The following is a 4603-nucleotide window of genomic DNA, read 5'->3' as shown; positions in this document are numbered from 1 at the left end:
AAGCCGGCCGGGAAGCCGATGCCGTTGTCGGTTATGGTTAATTCGTATGTAGGGGCACAGCGCGCTGTGCCCCTTCCTGGCGCCGTGCCCGTACCTGGGGCCGTGCCCGTACCTGGGGCCGTGCCCGTATCTTCCGTAGGGGCGTAAAATTTTACGCCCCTACATTCCTGTAATGAAATCCGGATCTCCCCCTGTTGCCCGGCCGGGAAGGCGTGCTTCAGGGCGTTGGTGACCAGCTCGTTGACGATCAGCCCCAGGGGGATGGCTTTTTCGATGGTAAAGAGGATGGGTTCCATTTCGTATTTGACGGTGATGCGGCCGGCCGCGACGCCATGAGAAATGAAAAGGTTTTCGGTCAACGTGCGCAAATATTCGTCGAAAGCGATCTCGGCCAGGTTGCGCGAATGGTAAAGTTTTTCGTGGATCAGGGCGATGGAGCGAATGCGGTCCTGGCTGGCGCTGAAAATTTCGCTCAGGGGCCTTCCGGCGGACTGGTCGGCCTGCAGGGTCAGCAGCCCGGAAATGATCTGCAGGTTGTTTTTGACCCGGTGGTGGATCTCCTGCAGCAGCACCTCCTTGTCCTTCAGCGCGGCGCGGATCTGTTCTTCGGCTTGCTTGCGTTCGGAAACATCGCGGCAGACGAGCAGCAGGCCGATGCTCCGACCCGAAGCGTCCTGGAGCGGTGACGATGAGATTTCCCCCCAAAACGGCCGGCGATCGTGCCGCAATAGCCTATATTCGCGGATCTCCGACAGCGAGCGGCCGGAGAGGATCTCGACCAGGCGCTCCTGCACCCTGGGGATCTCTCCGGGTTCGACAAAATCCATTATCGATATCCCTATGATGGTGGTTTGGGCGGGAATGCCGAAGACCTCGAGGGTTTTATGGGAAGCAAAAGTGACCCGGCCGCCGCCGTCGACGATAATGATGGCGTCGGGCGAGGTCTGCACCAGGGTGCGGTAATATTCCTCGGACTGGCGCAGCTGGTCATACATTCTTTTGCGCTCGCTGATGTCCACCAGTCCCCCGAAAAGGATGAGCTGTTCCGGCCGTTCCTTGCTTTGCGTGCATTCGGCAAACGACTGCACCCAGACGTTGCTCCCGTCCTTTTGGCGCAGGCGCAGCTCGCAGATGCCGCTGTTGCCGGGGGTCAGGCCGGTGACGTATTTTTCGAAGTCGGGGAGATCTTCCGCCAAGATCAGTTTCTCCCAACATTTCATGGCCATGATCTCTTCGATGGTATACCCGGTGATCTGGTCGGTCGCGCCGGTCATCCAGGACAACGCAAAATTTCCTTCCGCGTCGGACAGGCAGGAATAGGAAATGTCGGACATGGTCTCGGAGATGCGGCGGAAACGTTCCTCGCTCTCACCCAGGGACCTTTCGGCCAGCAGGCGCTTGATGGAAACAGTGGCCTGGTTGAGCAGGGTCTCGACCTGGGCCTGGTTTTGCAATTCATTGCCTTTTTTGAACAATACCGTCAAACCGCCATAGAGCTGGTTTTCCCAGGAAAAGCCCATGGTGTGCATGCTGCCGATGGCCAGGATTTTTTCGATAAGGCGGCAGCTGGAGGCCGGAATTTTACGGTTGGCGAGTCCGTACAGGCCGTCGCGGACAGGCAGGAGCCGCCGGGAAATGAAATCGCTGAAATCATCCTTGCCCATGTCCTTGAAGTAAAAAACCATCTGCAAAGGATCGATGTTGAAGCGGCGGCGGATGGTTTCCCGGAATGGTTCGAAGCCAATGACTATCTTGGGCCGCACGGCCTGCAGCTTCTCGTCGTAGAGGGTGAGCAGCAAATAATCGGCCCCGGATATGGCGGGGATCGTCTGCGCCAGATAGTCGTAAAGTTGATCCAGGTCATTGATATGGACAAAGCGGTCGGCCGCTGCGGCCAGGAGCCGCAGCTCGTCGGCGCGGCGGCGTAATTCCTCGTCGGTATTCTTCTTTTCCAGCTTCAGGCGTGTTGCTTCGATCACCCTTTTAACCGCCGGTCCCAGCCTTTGCAGGTTGTCCTTGAAGATGTAATCGGACGCTCCCCGGGCGAGTGTCTCGATGGCTTTCTCTTCGCCGATCGACCCCGAAACAAAAATGAAGGGGATGTCCGGCGTTTGGGTGCGTGCGATCTCCAGGGCGGCCAGGCCGTCGAACAAGGGCAGCTTGAAATCGGAAAGGATGACCTGGGGTTGGAATTCGGCCAGGGCTTTATTGAATTCTTTTTTCGCATCGACCAGGCGGGAGGTGAAAATGATTTCCGCCCTGTGCAGTTCATGTTCGACCAGTTCGGCGTCAACGGTGTTGTCTTCCAGGATCAGTACCCGCAAGCGTTTGGCATCAGGATTGTTTTCAGTTTTTTTCATTGCGGTTGAATGTGATGGCAATGGAAGTGCCGCCCTTGGATTCGATGGTCAACTTACCGCCCAGTTGCCTGGTCAGCATGGTGACCAGTTGCAGGCCCAGGCTTTTCTGGTTTTTCGGGTCGAAGCCGGCCGGGAGGCCAACGCCGTTGTCGGCGACGGTCAATTCGTAGGTAGGGGCATTTTCTTCGTCCGTAGGGGCACGGCGCGCCGTGCCCCTACCTGGTACCGTGCCCTCGTTGGGCGTGGGGTCGGTATTTTTCAAAGGGGCACAGCGTGCTGTGCCCCTACGTTCTTGCAATGCAATCCGGATCTCGCCCGGCTGCCCGTCAGGGAAGGCGTGCTTCATGGCGTTGGTCACCAACTCGTTGATGATCAGGGCCAGGGGAATGGCCTTGTCGATGACCAGGCGCAACGGCAGCAGGTTGAAAATGATCGTCGGCGGCATGGCGACCTGGGCATGCGAGCTGAGCAGGTTGCCGGACAGCGCGCGGATGTAATCGGCCATGTCGATATCGGCCAGGTTGCCCGTTTGGTAGAGCGTCTGGTGGATCAATGCCATGGTCCAGATGCGGCTCTGGCTTTCCCTGAGCACCCCTTGCAGCCGCTCGTCGTTGATCTGCGCCGCCTGCAGGGTCAGCAGCCCGGAAATGACCTGCAGGTTGTTCTTCACCCGGTGATGGATCTCCTTGAGCAGTACTTCTTTTTCAAGCAGGGATGCCCGGATTTGTTCCTCGGCGTGTTTGCGCTGGGTGATATCCTGGGCCAGGATGGCGATATTTCCAGCCATCGGCACAACGACGATCCGGAACGAGGTTGGTTTTGGCATGCTTTCGCCGGAGTAGTCGGCCTCAACGATGCAAGTCTCACCTGACTCCGCGACCTTCTGATAGGCTCTCAGTATTGACGTACCGCGGTGGCCGGGGAACAGCTCCAGCAGGCGCTTGCCCAAAACTGCTTCCGGGTCGGTGCCGTTTAGCCGCGCAACCGCAGCATTCTCATAAACCCAGATAAAATCGACAACGCGCTCCTGGGCATCGCGTACTGGTTGAAGGATTGTGAACCCATCGGGGGACATATCCTGCGCAATACGGAATTGCTCCCGGCTCTGCCGCAGAGCTTCTTCGGCCTGCTTGCTCTCGGTGATGTCAGTGGTGTAGCCGGCCAGGTACTTGGCTTTGCCGTCGATAATGATGGGGAATTTCATGGTGGAGTAGGTCCTGCCGTTCAGCTTCTCGATGAATTCGAGTGGTTTGCCCTCGCGCAGGATCCTTTTGTCATCCTCAATCATGGTGCGGGAAAGTTCGGACGGAAAAAGTTCGTTCATATTTTTGCCAAGGATTCCGGCAAGGGGCCGCCCCAGCATCTTCTCATAGTTTTCGCTCAAGTAGATCGGCCGGATATTTTCATCTTTAATGAAGACATAAATTGGGTTGTGTTTCAGGAACAAGCGGAATATTTCGTTCGTTTCGCGCAATGCTGCTTCGGCGGCTATTTTTTCCTGCTGCAGGAAACGGTTCGCCAATGAGTGCCGGACCGCTTCAGCCAGGCGGGCCAGTCTGTCTTTAAGCAGATAGTCGTCGGCGCCCTGCTTTATGCATTCGACCGCCACTTCTTCGCTGATCGAACCGGTGACGACAATAAATGGGGTCAGAGGCGCCATTTTTTTGCTCAGTTGCAAAGCCTGCAGCGCGTTGAATTTCGGCAGCTTGTAATCGGCCAGAATGACGTCCGGTTTGAATGCCTGCAATGCTTTGAGAAATCCGCTCCGGGAGTCCGCCCGTTGTGAGATAAGACCGATGCCGGCTTTTTTTAGCTGCCGTTCCATCAACTCGGCGTCCGCCGGATTATCCTCGAGAATCAGAACGCGCAACTTCTTCTCTTTCTCGGCGCTGGCCTTGCTCGCTTTCTTTGTCTTTGCTTGCTTCATCTTATCTCTTTTCATTACCCTCTTTTTCTTCTCTAAACCCTAGACCCTAAACCCTGTACCCTTCTTCCTGTACTCTGAAAATCGTAACGCGTAACGCGTGACGCGTGACATGGAAGAACTCGAGTTTGTTTCTTACTCGTTTCATCTTGTTTCTTTTCTTTGTCTTTCTCTTCCCTGTACCCTAGACCCTAAACCCTGGACCCTATCTTCAAAACGGCGCCTGATTCAGCAGCACCCAGTACAACCCCAATTCGGAAACCGCCTCCACGAATTTGTTGAAATCCAGGGGCTTGACCACGTAGCTGTTGACCCCCAA

The 4603-nt window shown here is 56.2% G+C and carries 3 protein-coding genes; all 3 read right to left on the bottom strand.

The window, feature by feature from the left end:
• On the bottom strand, nucleotides 1-2360 hold a 2360-nt coding region (locus NTW95_08295), incomplete at its 3' end, for a PAS domain S-box protein (protein MCX6557410.1).
• A complete protein-coding gene (locus tag NTW95_08290) occupies nucleotides 2347-4287 on the bottom strand; it encodes a PAS domain-containing protein (GenBank protein ID MCX6557409.1) in 1941 nt (646 codons plus the stop codon). The genes NTW95_08290 and NTW95_08295, both read right to left, overlap by 14 nt.
• Nucleotides 4288-4495: 208 nt before the next feature.
• Nucleotides 4496-4603: response regulator (locus NTW95_08285; protein ID MCX6557408.1), on the bottom strand; the 108-nt coding region annotated here is incomplete at its 5' end.

Source organism: Candidatus Aminicenantes bacterium (assembly GCA_026393795.1).
GTDB lineage: Bacteria > Acidobacteriota > Aminicenantia > UBA2199 > UBA2199 > UBA2199.
Note: the sequence above shows the minus strand (reverse complement) of the source record. Positions and strands in the feature narration are given on the sequence as shown.

Excerpts from the sequence above, each read along its gene's own strand:
- NTW95_08290 (MCX6557409.1), bottom strand. The coding sequence starts at position 4,287 with ATGAAGCAAGCAAAGACAAAGAAAGCGAGCAAGGCCAGCGCCGAGAAA.